At 72.4% G+C, this 17,161-nt stretch carries 17 protein-coding genes; 9 read left to right on the top strand and 8 right to left on the bottom strand.

Annotation, left to right across the window (positions count from 1 at the left end):
• Positions 1-176 precede the first annotated feature (176 nt).
• Complete coding sequence (locus ACIBK8_RS35525) at positions 177-1,052, bottom strand: alpha/beta fold hydrolase (protein ID WP_399046787.1); 876 nt, start codon at positions 1,050-1,052, stop codon at positions 177-179.
• A 319-nt stretch (positions 1,053-1,371) separates the two neighbouring features.
• On the opposite strand from ACIBK8_RS35525, the gene ACIBK8_RS35520 reads away from it, so the two are divergent.
• The gene (locus ACIBK8_RS35520; RefSeq protein WP_399046786.1) at positions 1,372-1,923 is read left to right on the top strand and encodes a DUF4232 domain-containing protein; all 552 of its coding nucleotides are present in this window, start codon (positions 1,372-1,374) and stop codon (positions 1,921-1,923) included.
• Positions 1,924-2,038: 115 nt separating this feature from the next.
• On the opposite strand, the gene ACIBK8_RS35515 is transcribed toward ACIBK8_RS35520, so the two are convergent.
• Positions 2,039-2,701 (bottom strand): cysteine hydrolase, encoded by a 663-nt coding sequence (locus tag ACIBK8_RS35515; RefSeq protein ID WP_399046784.1) that lies wholly within the window; start codon positions 2,699-2,701, stop codon positions 2,039-2,041.
• Between the two features lie 192 nt (positions 2,702-2,893).
• On the opposite strand from ACIBK8_RS35515, the gene ACIBK8_RS35510 reads away from it, so the two are divergent.
• Both ACIBK8_RS35510 and ACIBK8_RS35505 read left to right on the top strand, forming a co-directional pair.
• Positions 2,894-3,361 carry a pyridoxamine 5'-phosphate oxidase family protein gene (locus tag ACIBK8_RS35510; RefSeq protein ID WP_399046782.1) on the top strand — a complete coding sequence of 156 codons (468 nt, stop codon included), beginning with the start codon at positions 2,894-2,896 and terminating at the stop codon, positions 3,359-3,361.
• Between the two features lie 172 nt (positions 3,362-3,533).
• Complete coding sequence (locus ACIBK8_RS35505) at positions 3,534-5,039, top strand: acyl-CoA synthetase (RefSeq protein ID WP_399046781.1); 1,506 nt, start codon at positions 3,534-3,536, stop codon at positions 5,037-5,039.
• Positions 5,040-5,067: 28 nt separating this feature from the next.
• Here the strand turns inward: ACIBK8_RS35505 and ACIBK8_RS35500 are convergent, their stop codons facing one another.
• Complete coding sequence (locus tag ACIBK8_RS35500) at positions 5,068-5,976, bottom strand: LysR family transcriptional regulator (RefSeq protein WP_399046780.1); 909 nt, start codon at positions 5,974-5,976, stop codon at positions 5,068-5,070.
• Between the two features lie 75 nt (positions 5,977-6,051).
• Here ACIBK8_RS35500 and ACIBK8_RS35495 point away from each other — a divergent pair, with 75 nt between their 5' ends.
• Positions 6,052-7,254, top strand: coding sequence for a DMT family transporter (locus tag ACIBK8_RS35495; RefSeq protein WP_399046779.1), 1,203 nt, complete (start codon positions 6,052-6,054; stop codon positions 7,252-7,254).
• Positions 7,255-7,281: 27 nt separating this feature from the next.
• Here ACIBK8_RS35495 and ACIBK8_RS35490 read toward each other — a convergent pair whose 3' ends face one another.
• Positions 7,282-8,613 (bottom strand): aminotransferase class I/II-fold pyridoxal phosphate-dependent enzyme, encoded by a 1,332-nt coding sequence (locus ACIBK8_RS35490; RefSeq protein WP_399046777.1) that lies wholly within the window; start codon positions 8,611-8,613, stop codon positions 7,282-7,284.
• A gap of 35 nt (positions 8,614-8,648) precedes the next feature.
• Here ACIBK8_RS35490 and ACIBK8_RS35485 point away from each other — a divergent pair, with 35 nt between their 5' ends.
• Both ACIBK8_RS35485 and ACIBK8_RS35480 read left to right on the top strand, forming a co-directional pair.
• Positions 8,649-9,323, top strand: coding sequence for a pyridoxamine 5'-phosphate oxidase family protein (locus ACIBK8_RS35485; protein WP_399046775.1), 675 nt, complete (start codon positions 8,649-8,651; stop codon positions 9,321-9,323).
• Between the two features lie 10 nt (positions 9,324-9,333).
• Positions 9,334-9,978 carry an FMN-binding negative transcriptional regulator gene (locus ACIBK8_RS35480; protein ID WP_399046773.1) on the top strand — a complete coding sequence of 215 codons (645 nt, stop codon included), beginning with the start codon at positions 9,334-9,336 and terminating at the stop codon, positions 9,976-9,978.
• 173 nt (positions 9,979-10,151) lie between these two features.
• Here the strand turns inward: ACIBK8_RS35480 and ACIBK8_RS35475 are convergent, their stop codons facing one another.
• Together ACIBK8_RS35475 and ACIBK8_RS35470 are read right to left on the bottom strand one after the other, a co-directional pair.
• Positions 10,152-11,273, bottom strand: a complete 1,122-nt coding sequence (locus ACIBK8_RS35475) for an EamA family transporter (protein WP_399046772.1) — start codon at positions 11,271-11,273, stop codon at positions 10,152-10,154.
• A gap of 71 nt (positions 11,274-11,344) precedes the next feature.
• Positions 11,345-11,878, bottom strand: a complete 534-nt coding sequence (locus ACIBK8_RS35470; protein WP_399046770.1) for a Clp protease N-terminal domain-containing protein — start codon at positions 11,876-11,878, stop codon at positions 11,345-11,347.
• A gap of 267 nt (positions 11,879-12,145) precedes the next feature.
• Here ACIBK8_RS35470 and ACIBK8_RS35465 point away from each other — a divergent pair, with 267 nt between their 5' ends.
• Positions 12,146-12,574 (top strand): SRPBCC family protein, encoded by a 429-nt coding sequence (locus ACIBK8_RS35465; protein WP_399046769.1) that lies wholly within the window; start codon positions 12,146-12,148, stop codon positions 12,572-12,574.
• Between the two features lie 55 nt (positions 12,575-12,629).
• Here ACIBK8_RS35465 and ACIBK8_RS35460 read toward each other — a convergent pair whose 3' ends face one another.
• Complete coding sequence (locus tag ACIBK8_RS35460) at positions 12,630-13,241, bottom strand: PadR family transcriptional regulator (RefSeq protein WP_399046766.1); 612 nt, start codon at positions 13,239-13,241, stop codon at positions 12,630-12,632.
• Positions 13,242-13,398: 157 nt separating this feature from the next.
• On the opposite strand from ACIBK8_RS35460, the gene ACIBK8_RS35455 reads away from it, so the two are divergent.
• On the top strand, positions 13,399-14,211 hold the full coding sequence (locus ACIBK8_RS35455; RefSeq protein ID WP_399046764.1) for a PhzF family phenazine biosynthesis protein: 813 nt from the start codon (positions 13,399-13,401) through the stop codon (positions 14,209-14,211).
• 51 nt (positions 14,212-14,262) lie between these two features.
• Here ACIBK8_RS35455 and ACIBK8_RS35450 read toward each other — a convergent pair whose 3' ends face one another.
• Positions 14,263-15,066, bottom strand: a complete 804-nt coding sequence (locus tag ACIBK8_RS35450; protein WP_399046788.1) for a CPBP family intramembrane glutamic endopeptidase — start codon at positions 15,064-15,066, stop codon at positions 14,263-14,265.
• A 219-nt stretch (positions 15,067-15,285) separates the two neighbouring features.
• Between ACIBK8_RS35450 and ACIBK8_RS35445 the strand changes: the two genes are divergently transcribed.
• Positions 15,286-17,070, top strand: a complete 1,785-nt coding sequence (locus tag ACIBK8_RS35445; protein WP_399046763.1) for a substrate-binding and VWA domain-containing protein — start codon at positions 15,286-15,288, stop codon at positions 17,068-17,070.
• Positions 17,071-17,161: the final 91 nt, after the last annotated feature.

Genomic DNA, 17,161 nt, shown 5'->3' with positions numbered 1-17,161 from the left:
CAGTTGCACTCGTGTCACGCAAGACGGTCTATCGGATCGCGCCCCGCCGCGAAGGCACATCCCGCAAATTGATCACAACTCAATACACGCCCTAGGACGCCGCCGACGAACGCCTCCGTGAGGCCGTGAGCGGGATCAAGAGGCCATTCACCCGCCCCGGGAACACTTCGCGGGCGTCACGCCGGTGATGCGGTGGCGGTCAGGAACCCGCGAACGTACCCGGCCACGGTGTCCAGGTGGCTTTCGAGCAGGAAGTGTCCGCCTCCGGGGACCAGGTGGATCTCTGCGTCCGGCAGGTCCCTGGTGAAGGCGCGCGCTCCGTTCGGGCCGAAGATCTCGTCGCCCGCGCCCCAGACCGCGAGGAGCGGAACCTGGTGTTCCCGAAAGTAGGCGTGCACCTGGGGGTAGAGGGGCGGATTGCCGGCGTAGTCGCGGAACAGGGCGAGCTGCACGAGGTCGTTGCCCGGCCGGTTGACCTCGCGGTGGTCGGCGGCCCAGATGTCGGGGTCGACCAGTTCGGGCCGGTCCACTCCGTGCAGGTACTGCCAGCGGATGGCGTCGAGCGAGAGCGCGGCACGGACGGCGGGTTCGGTCCTGGGGCCCGGATTCTCGCTGTACGCCCATACGGGCTTCCAGAAATCCGGTACGAAGCCGTCCTCGTAGGCGTTGCCGTTCTGCGTGATCACCGCGGTGATCGCGTCCGGGGTGCGCAGGGCCAGCCGCCAGCCGATGGGTGCGCCGTAGTCCTGGACGTACACGGCGTAGCGGGTGACGTCGAGCTGGGCCAGAAGGGCTTCGGTGATGTCGGTGAGCGAGTCGAAGGTGTAGGTGAACGCGTCCACGGGCGGGGCATCGGAGTTGCCGAAGCCGAGGTGGTCGGGGGCGATGACGTGAAATCGATCGGCCAGTGCCGGAATGAGGCGGCGGAACATGCGCGAGCTGGAGGGGAACCCGTGCAGGAGCACGAGCGTGGGCGCCTCTCGGGCTCCCGCCTCGCGGTAGAAGACGCGATGTCCCCCCACTGTCGCGTAGCGGTGGCGGATCTCAACCATGACTAACCCCTTTGACGCCATGTGGCGGTTACCTCGCGGTGGGCGTCCAGTAGACACCCCTTGAAGTAACCTGTCAATCTACTTGAGGGGGTTAGCCGGGGGAGGTGGGGTACGTGCTGGGCGACCAGGCTCGGCGCCCGCGCGGGCGGACTCGCGCCCGGAATCAGGGGGCCGCACCGGCGGGCCAACTCCCTTACCCCCAGGACCCCGTCGCCCTCCCGGCCGACTCTTGAGCGGAACATGAGACTGCCGTGAGCCGTTCATGATCAACTCTCGATACGGTGCATGGGCCCATCAGTTGTCCACCAGGGAGGTATTCATGCCACGTACCACCACCCGCCGCACCCGCACCCTGCGCCTCGCCTCCGCCGGTCTCACCGCCGCCGCCGCGGTGTCGCTGACCGCCTTCAGCGGCAGCGCCGCACAGGCCAGTACGGCCAAGGACGCCACCGCACTCGCCGGCACCCCGGCATGCAGCGTCAAGGACGTGTCGCTGAAGGTCGAATCGATACGTGAGCCCATCAACACCTACCGGCTCTCCCTCACCAACCACTCCAAGAAGACCTGCGTCGCGTACAAGTACCCGCAGCTGCGCTTCGGCTCCGCCAAGTCCCCCGCCGAGGTGGTCACGTCGACGAAGCCGAGCAGCGCGGTCAAGGTCAAGCCGGGCCACAGCGCCTACGCCGCCATCCACACCAGCGGCGACGGCAACCACGGCTTCAAGACCACGAAGCTCAAGGTCACCCTCCCCGGCACCCCTGCGGGTGCGTCCAGCGCGGGCGTGGCGCTCCCCGGCGGCCCGGTGTACATCGATGACACCGTCGCCAACAGCTACTGGGTGACCGACCCGCGGATCGTCTACAACTGGTAGCCGCGCCCACGGATGATCGTCCCGGCAGAGACCGGCGGAACCCCCTTGCGCGCCAGGGGAATCCGCCCCTCTGCCGGGTACACCCGCTTCCTCCCGACGCGCCCGGATCGGGATTTCATGCGGGCGGCCATCCGGCTCCGGCCCGCCGGGGCCGCTCCCAGCAGGCCAGCACGTCATCGGTGCGGGTGACGGTGGCCACCAGGGCGAGCGTGTTGCGGACCATCACGGGGGTGTAGTCGGCGGGCACTCCGGCGATGGCGTCCGCGGGGACGACGGCCGTGTAGCCAAGGTTGACCGCGTCGAACACGGCGTTGGGGATCGCCACGTTGGCCGACACGCCGGTGATGACGAGCGTGCGGCACCCCGCGTTGCGCAGCAGCGCGTCCACGTCCGTCCCGGCGATCGGCGACAGTCCGTGGAGGCGTTGCACCACCAGGTCGTCCTCGGAGAGCGGGATCGGGTCGGCGACGCGGACGGCTGCCGTCCCGATGGTCTGCTGGACGGGGAGGCGTTCGGCGGCCCGGAAGAGGCGGGCGTTGCGGCCGGCGCCGCGGCCGTCGGGGCGGCGTACGGCGACGGCGTGCAGCACCTGGACCCCGGCGTCATGGGCGGCGGCGGTCAGCCGTGCGACGTTCTCCAGGGCGCCCGACGCCCGTGCCGCTTCCGCGAGTTCGGGCAGTGCGCTGTCCGGCCCCACCACCCCGCGCTGGCATTCGACGGTGAGCAGCACCGTGGCGTCCGGGTCCAGTTGCTCGATGAGCCGGGGGTCCGTGGGCATGGTTCTCCCTCTGTGGCCGTCCTGCCTGCGGCGTCCGTCACGGCGGGCGGGGACGCTGCACGAGGCGCGCGAGGCTAGCGGCCATTGCGCACAAGGGGAAGAGCCCGCATGATTTCTGACACCTAGTCAGGTTCCTGGATGGTGCAGCGGATGAGCGGGCCGGGCGACCGGGCCGCAGGGTGGAGGTGCGACATGGCCGGGACGCAGCGGCGCGGGCGCCGGATCATGCTGACGGACGGCGAGCGCGACGCCTTCCTCGCCGTGCAGCGGACCTGCCGGGTCGCGACGGTCGGCGGGGACGGCGCTCCGCACGTCGGGGCCCTGTGGTTCGTCTGGGACGGCACCGCGCTGTGGCTGTATTCGATCACCCGCAGCAGGCGGTGGGCCCAACTCCGCAAGGATCCGAGGATCGCGGTCGTCGTGGATGACGGCGACGACTACGGGGAGCTGCGCGGCGTCGAGCTGTCCGGTCGCGCCGTCTTCGTCGGGGAGGCGCCCCGTACGGGTGAGCTGTGCCCGGAACTCGACGTTCCGGAGCGGCTGTTCGCCGCGAAGTACTTCGGTATGGACACCATGCCGCACGACGGCAGGCACGCCTGGCTGCGCCTGGTGCCTGACTCCGTGGCCTCCTGGGATTTCCGCAAGATCCCGGCCGGGTGACGGGACGGGGCACGCAGCCGCGCGGCGCGGCGCGGTGGCGCGGGGCGCGTTGTCAGTGGTCTCTGCGAGAGTGGTACAGGTCAGCAAGAGAGCCCGTACCGCGCCGCCAGGCGTGCGGGGCGGATCGCCACGGCCGTGTGCGCCGGGCACCGATAAGGACGAAGGAGATCCGGTGAACGTGTTCTTCCCCGCGCTGCGCGACGGTTCGCCCACCACCGCACTGCGATTCGGCGACCGCGCCCTGAGCTATCGCCAACTCGCCGCGGTGGCAGGCCCGATCGCCGAGCACATCGCCGGGCGGACACGCGTCGCGGTCTGGGCCACCCCGACCCTGGAGACGTCGGTCGCCGTCGTCGCCGCGATGCTGGCCGGAGTGCCCGCCGTGCCGGTGAACCCCAAGATCGGCGAGAGCGAGCTGGCGCACATCGTCACGGACAGCGCGCCCACCCTCGTGCTGGCCGAGCCAGGCGCCGCCCTTCCCGACGCGCTCGACGTCCTGCCGCGCCTCGACATCGACGTCGACATCGAGGAGGCGGCGCAGCCGGGCGGCGATCCCGGCGCCACGGTCACCCCCGAAGCCGCCGAAGGCCCCATGGACCTGCCGTACGAACCCGGTGACGAGGCCCCGGCGCTCATCGTCTACACCTCCGGCACGACAGGACCGCCCAAGGGCGTGGTACTCCCCCGCCGGGCCCTCGCGCACACGCTGGACGCGCTGGAGGACGCCTGGCAGTGGACCGCGTCCGACGTCCTCGTCCACGCCCTGCCGCTCTTCCACGTCCACGGCCTGATCCTGGGCATCCTCGGCCCGCTGCGCCGCGGCGGCAGCGTCCACCACCTCGGCAGGTTCACCACCGAAGGCGTCACACGCGAGCTGTCGGGCGACGGCACGATGCTCTTCGGCGTGCCGACCATGTACCACCGCCTCGCCGTCGAAGCCGGCCGCGATCCGGCGCTGGCCAAGGCCCTGGCAGGCGCCCGTCTGCTGGTCTCCGGATCGGCCGCGCTGCCGCTCACCGACCACGAACGCCTGACCGCGGCTTCCGGCCGCCGCGTGGTCGAGCGGTACGGCATGACGGAGACGCTGATGAACACCAGCGTCCGCGCGGACGGACCGCCGGCCACGGGCACGGTCGGGGTGCCGCTCCCCGGGGTCTACCTCCGGCTGGTCGACGACGCGGGAGAGGCGATCGAGGGGGACGACGGCGAGACGGTGGGCGAGATCCAGGTGCGCGGCCCGAATCTCTTCGTCGAGTACCTCAACCGCCCGGATGCCACGGCCGCCGCGTTCGACGGCGGCTGGTTCCGCACCGGCGACATGGCGGTCCGGGACGCCGGCGGCAACTACCGCATCGTCGGCCGCAAGGCGACGGACCTGATCAAGAGCGGCGGCTACAAGATCGGCGCGGGCGAGATCGAGAACGCCCTGCTGGCGCACCCCGCGGTCGCCGAGGCGGCCGTCACCGGCGAGCCGGACGAGGATCTGGGCGAGCGCATCGTCGCCTGGATCGTCGTCGAGTCCGGCCCCGGCAGTGCCACGCCGCCCTCCGCCGAGGATCTCGCCGACCACGTCGCGCGCCAGCTCGCCCCGCACAAAAGGCCGCGCGTCGTCCACTTCTTGACGGCCCTCCCACGCAACGACATGGGCAAGATCCTCAAGCGTCAGCTCCGCCCCTGACTCGGACGACCGGCGGGCGCCCGTTCGTTCAGCTCCCCTGAGCGTCCTTGCCCGCGGCGCTGAGTGCGCTGACGGCGGCGCGGATCGAGGGCCTTCGGTCGGCGTCCGCCCGCCAGATCGCGTAGACGTGGCGCCGCATGGTGTGGCGCACGGGCACCACGCTCACGCCGTCCGGTACCGGCCCGCGGCCGAGGCGCGGCGCCACGGCGACGCCCAACCCGGCCGCGATGAAGGCGAGTTGGGTGTGGTGTTCCTCGGCCATGTGCGCGATGCGGGGCTCGATGCCCTTGCTGCGGAGCGTGAACATCAGCCAGTCGTGGCAGAACTCGCCCTGCGGCCAGGAGATCCACTCGTCGTCGGCGAGGTCCTCCAGCTCCACCGAACGGCGGTGGGCCAGCGCGTGATCCGCCGGAATGGCCACATCGGCGGGATCGTCCAGGAGCGGCTCCTTCGCCAGCCCGTCGGGCAGCGACAGCGGGCGGTTGTACCAGTCCAGGACGACGGCCAGATCGATGTCGCCGCGCACCACGTTCCGTACCGACTCGTCGGGCTCCATCTCGGTGAGCCGGGCGCGCAGTTGCGGGTGGGCGCGGCGGAGGGCGGCGAGGGCGGCAGGGAAGAGGCCGCGGGCGGCGGTGGGGAAGGCGCCGAGGCGGAGTTCACCGACGGCCTGGCCGCGGTGCGCCTCCAGCTCGGCCTCCGCCAGTTCGACCTGGGAGAGGATGCGGGCCGCGTGGTCGGCGAGCAGCCGGCCGGCGTCCGTGAGGCGGATGCCCCGCCCGTTCTTGGCCAGCAGCTGCTGGCCGGCTTCCCGCTCCAGCTTGGCGATCTGCTGGGAGACCGCCGAGGTCGTCACGTGCAGGCCGTCGGCCGCCGCGCTCACCGAGCCGTACCGCGCCACCGCATGGAGCGTGCGCAGGCGATCAAGGTTCAACACATAAGCAATGCTAAGCGATACCTGCCAGTAATTCTCGCTTGTGCTACGAGATGAGATCCCCGCATCGTAGGCGGCATGAGCACCGCCTCCGGCACAGCCGGCACCGCCACCTCCCCCTCCGCCCCGCCGGACCGCACGGCCACCGGAACCACCGCCGACACTGCCGTCACCACCGACACCGCCGGGAACACGCTTCCTGGACCGGCCGCGCCCGCCGGTGCCGCGGCCCGCTCCGCCGCCGGACCGGCATCAGCGGACGGTCCCGGGGTGACTCCGGCCCGGCGCCTCGCCTTCGGCTGGCGCTTCCGCTTTGCCGTCCTCGCGCTGATCTGGGGCTTCAGCTTTCTCTTCATCAAGGTGGGCACCCAGGGGTTCGCGCCGTTTCACGTCACGCTGGGGCGGCTGGGGTTCGGCACCGTGGTGCTGCTCGCGGTGCTCGTCATCAAGCACCAACGGCTGCCGCGCTCCGGACGGACCTGGGCGCATCTGGCGGTCGCCGCGTTCTTCCTCAACGCCCTCCCGTTCTCCCTCTTCGCCTACGCCGAGCTGACGATCCCGTCGACCCTGGCCGGCATCTGCAACGCCACGTCGCCGCTGTGGGGCATGGCCCTGTCGGTGGTCGCCCTGTCGGAGGACCGCCCGACCCGGCGCCGGGTCGCCGGTCTGGGCATCGGCTTCCTGGGCGTGCTCACCGTGCTCGGCGCCTGGCAGGGCTTCACCGGCACGGACCCGGCGGGCACGGCCATGGCGCTCGGCGCCTCCCTCAGCTACCCGGTCGGCTGGATCTACGTCCGCCGCACGCTGGGCGGCACCGGGGACTCCCATCTGTCCATGTCCAGCACGCAGCTGCTGCTGGCCACGCTGCAACTCGCCGTGGTGACACCGCTGTTCACCTCCGCACCCACCTCCTATCCGCTCTGGCCCGTGCTGGCCGTCTTCGCCCTCGGCGCCCTCGGCACCGGCCTCGCCTTCCTGCTCCAGTACGGGCTGGTCGCGGAGATCGGCCCGACCACCGCCCAGATGGTCACCTACTTCATTCCCGTGATCGCCACAGCCGCCGGAGTGGCCCTCCTGGACGAGCAGTTGAGCTGGAACACCCCGGTGGGCGCCGTCATCGTCCTGGCCGGCGCCGCCCTCACCCAGAACCGGACCCGCCGCCCCGCCCGCTCCCGCACCGCCGGCCCGCAGCGCACCGGCCCCGCCACCCCGGACCCGGACGGCAGCGGCCCCCGCACCACCGACGACGACCCCGGCACCCAACGGCCCGCCGCCCGATAGCCCAACACCCAGCTCCCGGCGCCCGGTTCACTCGTACCGGCGCGCGTCACCCGACCCGATGGCCGACGCGACGGCGGCGGCTATCGGGTCCATGTCATCGACGGACAGTCCTGACACCGTGATGCGCACCGCGGGCGGTGACTGCATACGGAAACGGGCCCCCGCCGCCACCGCCCAGCCGGCGTGCAGGAGCCGGGACACCGCACCCGTCTCGTCCGGGACCGGCACCCAGACGTTCATCCCGCTGCGGCCCCGTGCCCGCACACCCCGCGCGGCCAGCGCGCGTATCAAGGCGTCCCGCCGTCGGCCGTACGCGGCGGCCACCGCCGCCGGTTCGACCGCGGACGTGCGCCACAGGTGGACGACCGCGTCCTGGAGGAGGTGGCTCACCCACCCCGCCCCCAGGAGTTGCCTGCCCCGCACCCGGTCGACGGTCACCGCGTCCCCGGTCAGCACCGCGAGGCGCAGATCGGGGCCGTACGCCTTGGCCGTCGACCGCACCAGCGCCCAGTGGTCGGTGACACCGGCGAGGGGGTACAGCGGCTGATCGACGATGCCGTGGCCGTGGTCGTCCTCGATCAGCAGCACACCGGGGTGGCGGGCCAGCAGGCTCCGCAGCTCGGCCGCCCGTTGGCGGCTCACCGCCGCGCCGGTCGGGTTCTGCGCGCGGTCCGTGACGACGACCGCCCGCGCGCCGTCGTCGAGGGCTCGCGCCAACTGCTCGGGCAGCGGCCCCTCGTCGTCGAGCGCCACCGGGGCCGGCCGGAGTCCGAGCGCAGGGATGAGATCCAGCAGGCTGCCCCACCCCGGATCCTCCACCGCCACCACGTCACCGGGCCGCAGATGCGCGGTCAGCACCCGCTCGATGGCGTCGAGGGAGCCACTGGTGACGGCCAGCGGGCCGGCTGGCACCTCGTCGGCGGCGAACGCCTCGCGTGCGAGGCCGGCGAGATCGGCGTCGATGGTGGGCGCACCGTAGAGCACGGGGCGCTCCGCGCTGCGCCGGGCGGCGACGGCCAGGGCCTTCTCCAGCGGAGGCAGCAGGGCGGTATCGGGATTGCCGTCCGAGGCATTGCGCACGCCGGGCGGGATCTCCACCCGCGACGCCTCACGCGGGGTACTGGCGGGGCGCTCACGCACCCGGCTGCCGCGCCGCCCGGCCGTTTCGATCACTCCGCGGTCCCGCAGTGTCCGGTAGGCGGACGCCACGGTATTCGGATTGACCTCCAGATAGACGGCCAACTCCCGCAAGGGGGGCAGGACTTCGCCCGGTTGGAGCTCACCGGCACCGACGGCTCGCTCGACACTGGCGGCAATCTCCGATGCGCGCCGCCCTTCGATCCGATACTCTCCTAGCACAAACTTGATTATGCACTAGTGCAATGGAGTTGGCAATGTCCCGAGCCACGGAACCCGCGCCCGGCTACCCGTCGACCGAGCGGACCGTCCCCACCCGCTCCGCCGAGCGCGCCGCCTACGACCACGAAACGGTGCACGCGATCCTCGACGAGGCGTACGTCTGCCATCTGGGCTTCGTCCGCGACGGCGCGCCGGTCGTCCTGCCCACGCTCTACGCCCGGGTCGGCGAGCGCCTCTACCTCCACGGTTCGACCGGCTCCCGCCCGCTGCGCATGGCGGGCGGGCAGGAACCGGGGCTCGACGTCTGCGTGACCGTGACGCTCGTCGACGGCCTGGTGCTGGCCAAGTCCGCCTTCCACCACTCCATCAACTACCGCAGCGTGGTGGTGCACGGCACCGCCTACCAGGTCACCGACCCGGCGGAGAAGACCGCGGCGCTCGACGCCCTGGTCGATCACGTGCTGCCGGGCCGCGCCGCCGACTCCCGGCCGGGCAATACCAAGGAACTGGCCGCCACCGCCGTCATCCGTCTCGACCTGCGCGAGGTCTCCGCGAAGGCCCGCACCGGCGGCCCCAACGACGAGCCCGACGACCTGTCGCTCCCCCACTGGGCAGGCGTCCTCCCCGTGGCTCCCGTGTACGGCACGCCCATACCGTCCGACGCGCTCGCCCCCGGCACCCCGGAGCCGGCGTACCTCACCGCACGCTGAGGAGGGACCGATGCTGATCCATCCCTGGGACGCCCCGACCGAGGACGCCGAGTGGCAACACTGGCTGGCCCGGCACGACTTCGGGCAGCTGGCCGCCAACGGGCCACCGGGCGAACCGCCCCTGGTACAGCCGCTGCACTTCGCCTACGCACCCGACCCGGGCGACGCCGTCACGCATCTGGCCCGCCCGCATCCCCTCTGGCGGGCGATCGAGGCGGCGCCCACGGTCCTGCTGAGCGTGGTGGACGACTACGCCTTCATCCCCGGCCCCTGGCAGGCGGCCGAGGACGAACCTCCCGAGCACGGCGTCCCCACCAGCTTCTACGCCGCGGTCCAACTGACCTGCACCGCCCATGTCGTGGACGATCCGGAGGCCAAGGCGGCACTGCTGGAACGGCAGCTGGGGCACTTCCAGCCGGAGGGCGGTTCCGCGCCGGTCCGCGCGGAAGCGGCCCCGTACGGCCGCCAGTTGGCGGGCATCAGGGGGCTGCGCCTGGAAGTGCGGGAGGTGCGGGCCAAGTTCAAGTACGCGGGCAAGCGGAGCGAGGCCGTGCAGCAGCGGATCTCGGAGCGGCTGGCCGAGCGCGACGCCCCTGGTGACGCCGCCGCCCGCGCCCACCAGCAGCGCCGTCTCGCCGCCGCGCGCCGGCGGTGAGCAACCGCCCGGGACGGCGGCCTGGCGACACCGCAGCCGCCGTCCCGGGCGCGGCGCCCGACGGCCTCCAGGGCCCTCCGCAACGCGCTCGCACGGGAATTCACTCAGGACACGGGGACACCGCGCCCACCGTCGCCGCCGGACCGCGCCGCCGCCGTGGCCCGGATCAGGCGCTACCCGCGGTCCGGTTCCGCCGTCGCCGCGGTGACGTCCGACGGGTTCCGCGGAACGCCGTCGGCTGGTTCTGCGGCCTCCGGGCGGGCGGGGGCGGACCCGGAGGCGCCGGGTGTCGTCGACTGGGCGATGAGGGCGCCGGCCAGCACCACGGCGCCGCCGATGACCTGCGGCGCGGAGAGGTGTTCGTCGAGCAGTACCCAGGCCAGGACGATGGCGACCACCGCTTCCAGGCAGGCCACGACCCCGGCGACCTGCGGTGACAGCCGCCGGACCGACACCACACCGGTGAGGTAGGCGACCACCGTCGAGATCAGCACGATCCAGGCGAGCAGCAGCACGGCGGGCACCTCGGTGCCGTTCATGGAGGCGCTGCCGCCCAGCACCGGCCAGTCCATCTCCCAGGGGCGCGCGATGACGGTGAGCACCACCGTGCCGACCAGCAGCCCGTAGGCGATCACGCCCAGCGGATCCACCGCGTCCTCACCGTCGGCACCGTGGTCGGACAGCACGAAGTAGCCGACCTGGCAGCAGGCCGCGCCGAGGGCGAGTACGAGGCCGAGCACATCGACGCCGAGCCCCGACCACACCTCCACGACGCAAGCCAGGCCGCCGACGGCCAGCACCACGCCGACCACGGCGGCCCGGGAGACGGGGCGTTTCTGTACGAAGCGCACCCAGCCGAGTACCAGGGCGGGCGCCAGGTACTCGATGAGCAGGGCGACGCCCACCGGGATGCGGGAGATCGCGGCGAAGTAGCACGCCTGGACCCCCGCGACGGCCAGCAGCCCGAAACCCGCGAGCAGGGCGGGCCGCCTGCGTACCAGGGAGCGGTGACGCCAGACGAGCGGCAGCATCACCAGGGCCGCGCCGGCCACCCGCAGCCAGGTGACGTGCAGCGGTTCGAGGCCCGCCTCGATCAGCGGTTTGGCGGCGACACCCGAGGCGCCGAACGCGAGGGCGGCGAGCAACGCGAGGGCCAGTGACACGCCTCGCCCAGGGGTGACGCCGCCGCCGGGCGACCCGGTGGCGGGCGCCGATGACGGGCCTCCCCCGGAACCCCGAACTCCCTGACCCGGCCCCGTTGCCGCACCGGCAGGGTTCCCCGAAGACGCATGCATCGGGTCATCATGGCAGCCGCCGTCAGCAGCGTCACCCCTTACGCACCTGTCATGACGGCAGGTGCGCCGGGTCAGGCCGGGTCCTGGCGCTCCTCGTCCAGCCGGGCGGCGAGCCGCGCGGTGTCCACGGAGGCGCGGTGCAGCACCTCGACGGCCCGCGACTCGGGGTCGTCCACCAGGGCCGCGAGCAGATCGAGGCAGCCCGCGCGCAGCACGTAACGGGCGTGGGCACGGTCCAGCGCGCCGTCCATCGCGGCGGCGGCAGCGGGCGACCAGCCGGGGACGCCGCCCTCGGCCACCACCGGGACCGCGCCGGAGTCCTCGACGGTGCCGTGCCACTGGAGCCCGTAGCCGATGCTGCGCTGGACGAGATAGCCGAGCAGCCGGGCGATCTGCGGCGGGCCGCCGTCGAAGACGTCGCGGACGGCGGGATCCCATTCCAGGAGGCCGTGCAGCAGATGCGCGGTGTCGACCTGCCGGTCGCCGTCCCGGGTGGCACGTCTGCGGGCAGCGGATATCACCGACGCCAGCTCCACGGTGAGCCGGTCGTCCGGGTCCTCCTTGGCAGGGCCTTCCCCGCCGCTGCACGCAGTACGGTTTTGCACAGCTCCCACCCCACCAGCCCGAGAGGGGCCGAGCATCCTCGGTGGGAAGCATTTGCGCATCCCACCCTGGTTGGGCTCGCACCCCGCGCTTCTCATCCTTACGGAGGAGGGAGCAGGAAAGGCATGGGCGGCCGATCCGGCTCACCGGCGCTCCACCGTGGCCTGCACCCCTCGGAAACTGACGGGCCATCAGCCTTGTGGATTGGCCCGCTTGCGGATACCTTCCGCGGCACCGCCAGGGACAGGCAGAGACGAAGGGGTGGTCGCATGGCCGAAGTCACCGCTCAGGCCCGGATCGACGCACCGGCCGCACGGATCTGGGACCGGCTGACCGATTTCGGCTCCTACGGCCAGTGGAACGCCACCCATACCGCCTTCCCCAAGGGCGGCCCGCAGCCGCTGGAGGTGGGCGCGGGCTACGAGGAGAACATGAAGCTGATGGGCTTCCCGGCCGAGGTCGCCTGGACGGTGCGGGCACTGGAGCCCGGTCGGCTGCTGGACATCGGCGGGAAGGGCCCGATGGGGGTGCAGCTGGTCATGCGGTACGCGCTCACGCCGGACGGCGAGGCGACGACCGTCCGCATCGACGGCGAGTTCACCGGTGCCGCGGTGTCCTTGATGGCGGGCAAACTCAAGGACTCCGCGGGCACCGCGCTGCACGAGTCGCTGCGCAAGCTCGCCGGTCTGGTGAGCTGAGGCCACCGGTCGGCGGCCCCGCGCGCGGCGGCCGGGCGACGGCCGCACACCGCCGTCAGTCCTCTTCCGCGAGGATCAGGTACAGCTCCTTCCGCGCCTTGTTGACCACCGCCATGGCCTTGTCCCGCTGCTCGGGCGTGCCGGTGGCCCAGACCTGGCGGAACGCCTCGATGAGGCCGCCGCCCGCCTTGCGGATCTCGTTCATGGCCTCCCAGTCGACGCCGCGGCCGGCCTCCTCCCAAGGCGCGTCCGAACCGTTCTCGGCCTCCGTGCGGCCGTCATCGGTCAGCGAGAAGAGCTTCTTGCCGCCTTCGCTGGCGCTGGCGATCAGGCCCTCGTCCTCCAGGAGCTGCAGGGTGGGGTAGACCGATCCCGGGCTGGGCTTCCACGCCCCGCCGCTGCGTTCGGCGATCTCCTGGATCATTTCGTAGCCGTGCATCGGGCGGTCCTTGAGGAGCGTCAGGATCGAGGCGCGCACGTCGCCGCGCCGGGCCCGGCCGCGCGGTCCGCCGCGGCCCCGGCCGCCGCCGAAGGGCCCGCCGCCGAAGGGCGGTCCGAACGGGCCGAAGGCGCGCCGGCCGTCGAACCTCTCGCCGAAGTCGCCCCGGCCGCCGCGGCGCCCGGGTCCGCCGTATTCCTGTCCGTGGTCATGTCCGTGGGAACGCATGAGGCGTCCTTCCGTTCTGATGCCGACCAGCCCTATCGCTGATCGGTCGCGATGCCTCAACGATATATCGCTACCGTTCGTTCGGCAATCCCCATCGGGTCCAGTTTCTTGACATTGGCCTTGGCCTGCGGCTTTGCCGCCGATCTACGCTCCGCGCATGAGGATTCGTATCGTCGACGCCTTCAGCGCGCGCCCCTTCGCCGGCAACCCCGCAGGAGTCGTCCTCCTGGACGCCGACGCCTTCCCCGATGACCGCTACCTCCAGCAGATCGCCACCGAGGTCAACCTCTCCGAGACCGCGTTCGCCCATCCGCTGCCCACCGGCGGCACCGCGGACTGGGCGCTGCGCTGGCTGACCCCCGCCACCGAGGTCAACCTGTGCGGTCACGCGACGCTGGCCACCGCGCACGTCCTGCACACCACCCGAACCATCCGCTTCGCCACCCGCAGCGGCGTCCTGACCGCCGCCACGGACGACAGCGGCACGATCACCATGGACTTCCCGACCGCCCCGCTCACCCCCGTCGACGTACCGGAAGCGGTCGCCACCGGACTGGGCGGTGTCGAGATCCTCAGCGCCCACGACACCGGCCCGCAGGTGGGCGACCTCCTGGTCGAGCTGGCCGACGAAGCGGCGGTGCGCGCCCTGACGCCGGACTTCAGGACGCTGGCCGGGCACGGCGGCCGGGGCGTGATCGCCACCGCGCGCGCCGAGAACCCGGCGGCCGGCCACGACTTCGCCGCCCGCTGCTTCTTCCCCGCGGTGGGCATCGACGAGGATCCCGTGACGGGCAGCGCGCACACCGCCCTCGCGCCGTTCTGGGCGCCCCGCATCGGCCGTGCCGCGCTCACCGGCCTGCAGGGCGGCGCCCGTACCGGCCTGGTCCGCACCGAACTGCGCGGTGACCGCACGCTGTTGACCGGCTCCGCGGTCACCGTCATCGACGGCGAACTGCTGGCCGGGGGCTGACCCGCGGAGCGGTCGCCCGGCGGCGGGCAGGCAGCGCGCCCGCCCGCCGCGTCACAACGTCGGCAGCCAGTCCACCCGGCCAGCCAGCAGCGCGTACCCGACGAACGCCACGATGTCGATCAGGGAGTGCGCGACGATCAGCGGCCCGACCCGCCGCCAACGCCGGTAGAGCAGCACGAAGATGGCGCCCATCACCATGTTGCCGACGAACCCGCCGATGCCCTGGTAGAGGTGGTACGAACCGCGCAGCACCGCGCTCGCCGCCAGCGCGGGCAGCGGCCCCCAGCCCAACTGCCCCAGCCGCCGCAGCAGATACCCGACGACGATGACCTCCTCCACGACGGCGTTCTGCACCGCCGACGCGATCAGCACGGGCATCTTCCACCACACGTCGGGCAGCGACTCGGGCACCACCGTGAGGTTGAATCCGGCCGCCCGCGCACCCAGGTAGAGCAGCAGGCCGCAACCGCCCATCGCGGCGCCGAGCGCGGCGCCCCGGCCGAGGTCGAACCCTGGCCTGCGCCGGTCGCAGCCCAGCGCCCGCAGCCCGTCGGCCCGCTCCCGCAGCAGCAGGTGCGCCACCAGGAGGACGGGCACCAGCGCCGTCGCGATGCCGAAGAGCTGCCAGGAGAGATCGAGCCACGGCCGTCCGGGCGCGTGCGAGCCGTTGAGCGTCGCCGCCTGGTCCTTGAGGCCACCGGGCCTGGTCACCGAGCCGATGAAGCTGATCAGTGCGGAGACCGCGCTGGCACCCAGCGAGAGGGCCAGCACGAGGAGGGTCTCGCTCCTCAGCACCCGCCGGGCGGCGCCGCCCACCCCTTCGTCACGTCCCGCGCCAGGCCCGTCGCCCGGCACGTCCGCATCGGCCAGGGGGCTCGTATCCGACTGCACAAATTCCTCCAATTCCACCACTTCCGCAATACCGCCACTGGACCATCAGCGCCCCGCTAGGGTCGCCGCAGCAGGTACGAAGATCGCGCGCGACAGGCCGGGGACGGGCGCCATCCACGTGGCGTGTGTTCCTCCCCCTCACATCTCGATCGAGCTCCGAGAGTCAGGAGAGGCGGTACCGCCATGGGACGTCACAGCTTGCCCGACGACTCCGAACCGGTCGGCACGGGGGGCCGCAGCCCCGGTGCCCGCCGCCGTACCGTCGTCATCGCCACGGCCCTCGTCCTCGCCGTCGCCGCCGGCACCGTCGTCGCACTGCGCAGCGATCTGCTGCCGTTCGGCGCACCGTGCGGCGGCGACGTGGCACGGCTCGACGTGGTCGCCTCCCCCGACATCGCCCCCGCGCTCGACGAAGTGGCCGACAGCGCGCGGGAGAACGAGACGCGTACGGACGGGAAATGCCTGGACGTCAGCGTCACGGCGCGGTCCGGCGCGGAGGTCGCCGACTCGCTCGGGCAGCGCCCCGCCCGGTCCGAATTCCAGGTGTGGATACCCGATTCCCGCATCTGGGTCGACCGGGTCGGCGCGGAGAGCGGCACTCCGCTGACCGCCAGCGGAACCGTCGCCTCCTCACCCGTCGCGCTGGGCGCCGTCCCCTCGGCCGCCAGGAAACTCGGCTGGCCGAAGAAGACGTACACCTGGTCGGGGCTGACCGAGACCGCGACCAGCGGCGAAGCGCTGCGTCTCGGGGTCGCCGACCCGGCCCGCAGCGCCACCGGACTGCTCGCGCTGGCGCGGATCGACGCCGCGCACGCGAAGGGCAGCGACGGCACCGCCGACCCCAGGACCGCCGCCACGGCCAAGATGCTCTACCAGCGGGTCGCGGACGGTGACGGGCAGGTGCTGGCCACCCTGCCGCGCGACGGATCCGGAGCGGAACTGGGCAATCCGCGCCGCAATCAGGCCCTGCTGCTCTCCGAACAGGCCGCTTTCGCGCACAACACGAACGCGGACGGCGGCCCTGACCTGGACCTCTTCTACCCCGAAGACGGCACGGCCCGGCTCGACTACCCGTACACCCTCGTCGACGAGGAAGAGCTGACCGCCGACCAGTCACGCGCCGCCGGCCGCTTCATGACACTCCTTGCGGGCGCGGCGGGGCAGCGGGTCCTGCGGGAGCACGGCTTCCGGTCGGGCAACGGCGAGGCCGCCGGGAAGGTGATCCGGGCGGCGGGCGGGCGCGCGCCACAGCCGTACACCGTCGAGCAGGCCGATCCGCCGTCGGTCAAGGAGATCCAGGCGCTGCTGGGAATGTGGACGATCACGGTGCAGAGCGCCCGGATCGCCACGGTCGTGGACGCCTCGGCCTCGATGGCCGGCCAAGTCCCCGGCAGGGGCGGCCAGTCCCGGATGGAACTCGCGAAGAATTCGCTGCTCCAGGCGCTGGCGACGTTCACACCCGAGGACGAGATCGGCCTGTGGAAGTTCGCCACGCTCCTGGACGGCGACCGGGACTACCTGGAGCTGTCCCCCACCGTCCGGCTCGGCGACCCCGGCACGAACGGCGGCACCCACCGCGACGAACTGGCCGCCGCCTTCCGCGCGCTCGCCCCCGTGCCCAACGGCGCCACGGGCCTGTACGACACCACGCTCGCCGCCTACCAGAAGGCCCACGACACATACGCGGACGGCAAGTTCAACGCCCTGGTCGTCGTCACCGACGGCGCCAACGACGACTCCAGCAGCATCGGCCTCGACGCGCTGGTCACCAGACTGAAGAAGCTCTCGGATCCGCAGCGGCCGGTGCCGCTGATCGCCATCGCGATCGGCCCGGAGGCCGACAAGACGGCCCTGGACCGCATCGTGGCGCCGACCGGCGGCTCGGCACACGAGGTCAGCGACCCCTCCCAGATCCACGAGGTGATCCTCAAGGCCATCATCACGGCGGGCAGCACGGCGCCCGACTAGGGCGTGTATTGAGTTGTGATCAATTTGCGGGATGTGCCTTCGCGGCGGGGCGCGATCCGATAGACCGTCTTGCGTGACACGAGTGCAACTG

This window comes from Streptomyces sp. NPDC050161 (assembly GCF_044460025.1).
GTDB lineage: Bacteria > Actinomycetota > Actinomycetes > Streptomycetales > Streptomycetaceae > Streptomyces.
The sequence above is the reverse complement of the archived record's forward strand: the minus strand, read 5'-3'. Positions and strand labels throughout refer to the sequence as shown.